At 35.8% G+C, this 1,451-nt stretch carries 2 protein-coding genes; both read left to right on the top strand.

Annotated elements, in window-relative coordinates:
- A partial coding sequence (locus GFU93_RS04280; protein WP_160567531.1) for an RHS repeat-associated core domain-containing protein occupies positions 1-887 on the top strand: 887 nt, incomplete at its 5' end.
- Between the two features lie 12 nt (positions 888-899).
- Positions 900-1,307, top strand: coding sequence for a hypothetical protein (locus GFU93_RS04275; RefSeq protein ID WP_160567529.1), 408 nt, complete (start codon positions 900-902; stop codon positions 1,305-1,307).
- The last annotated feature ends 144 nt before the right edge of the window (positions 1,308-1,451 follow it).

Here is a 1,451-nt window from a genome sequence, read left to right as displayed (position 1 = left end):
ATGGAAAAGAGTTAGATGAAGAAACAGGACTGTATTATTATGGAGCAAGATACTATAATCCGCGAGAAAGTATCTTTTTAAGTGTAGATCCCTTATATGATAAAACAATGTTAATATATCAGTATACCTATCAGAACCCAATAAAGTATACAGATCCAACAGGAATGAAAACAGAAGGCGTAGATCCAGAGAATGAGACAGTATTACCAGAAATAGAAGTAATAGGAAAAAGAAGACCGTCCAACGATGAAGTAACCAAGCAACAGCAAGAAAAAGAAAGACGCTCAAGAGAAGCCTATCAACGATATTTGGATGCCTATGGCGGAAAACCCTTAATGCATACAGATGATGTAAAGAACTGGACGTTAGGAGCATTAGGCGTGATTTTCGGACCGGTTGCGGCTTATGAAGGCATAGCAGCAGGATTCTTTAGTTTATCTGAATTATCGTTTTCAGCTTTTGTAGCAAGAACGGGAGCAGATGCAGCCGTACAAACGACGGCAAACATGACTACAAACGGCGGAGATTTGACCAAAGCTATAGGAGACGTCAACCTTACCCAGAGTGGATTAGCGGGATTAGGTATGAATTACGTTGGAAATGCCTTGCTTTCTTCATCAACTCCAATAACAATGAATGAAAAAATGAAATCCATATTTAATGGAACACTTAAAGGAGATAAGTTTTTAAGCCAGGCAGCCTTAGGAATGATAGGAGGAGCTGCAGCTACAGGAATCAGTGGTTCACAATTATTTAAAGGAACCGTAATCGGGACATATATGCAAACCAGCGTACGCTTTGGTCAAACAGCAGGAAGCAAAGCCGCAACTGTACTTATGAATGCACCGGATTATGGAGTCAATGTGATTCAAAATAAATTGGATTAGAAAATAACCCTAATGAATAAGTTTATAGAAACTTTACGCTATTATTGGACCCGAGAATCAAAATGGAATATTCCAATATTTTTAATACCTTTTATTTTGCTGTATATGTATATAAGTTACAAACATAATCCTGTAGAATATGGCAATTACACGATAGGGTATATAGATCGGATCTATTGGCCTATAATATCTTATAAAAAAGTAAGTTATGAATATACCGTAAAAGGTAAAAAATATTCAAATAGTAATATACATGATGAAGATGCAAATCCTAAAAAAGGGAGGTATTATTTGGTCCAATTTTCATTGGAGGATAATAGTTATTCAAAAATATACCAGGATATTCCTGTACCGGATAGCATAAAGCAAGCTCCGCCGGGAGGCTGGAAAGAACGTCCCGAATGGGCAAAAGGTAAATAGAAATCAAAAACCTCGCATTATGCGAGGTTTTTTGATTATATTATTAATTTTTCAAATTAACAAATGGATATACCGGTTTATTAGAAAATTATGATTATCGTTATGGAATACCGTTAACTAGTAAAGATATCAACGGATATTTCA

Origin of the sequence: Apibacter sp. B3546, assembly GCF_009827885.1 — a bacterium.
Lineage (GTDB): Bacteria > Bacteroidota > Bacteroidia > Flavobacteriales > Weeksellaceae > Apibacter.
This window is presented reverse-complemented; position numbering and strand designations above follow the sequence as displayed.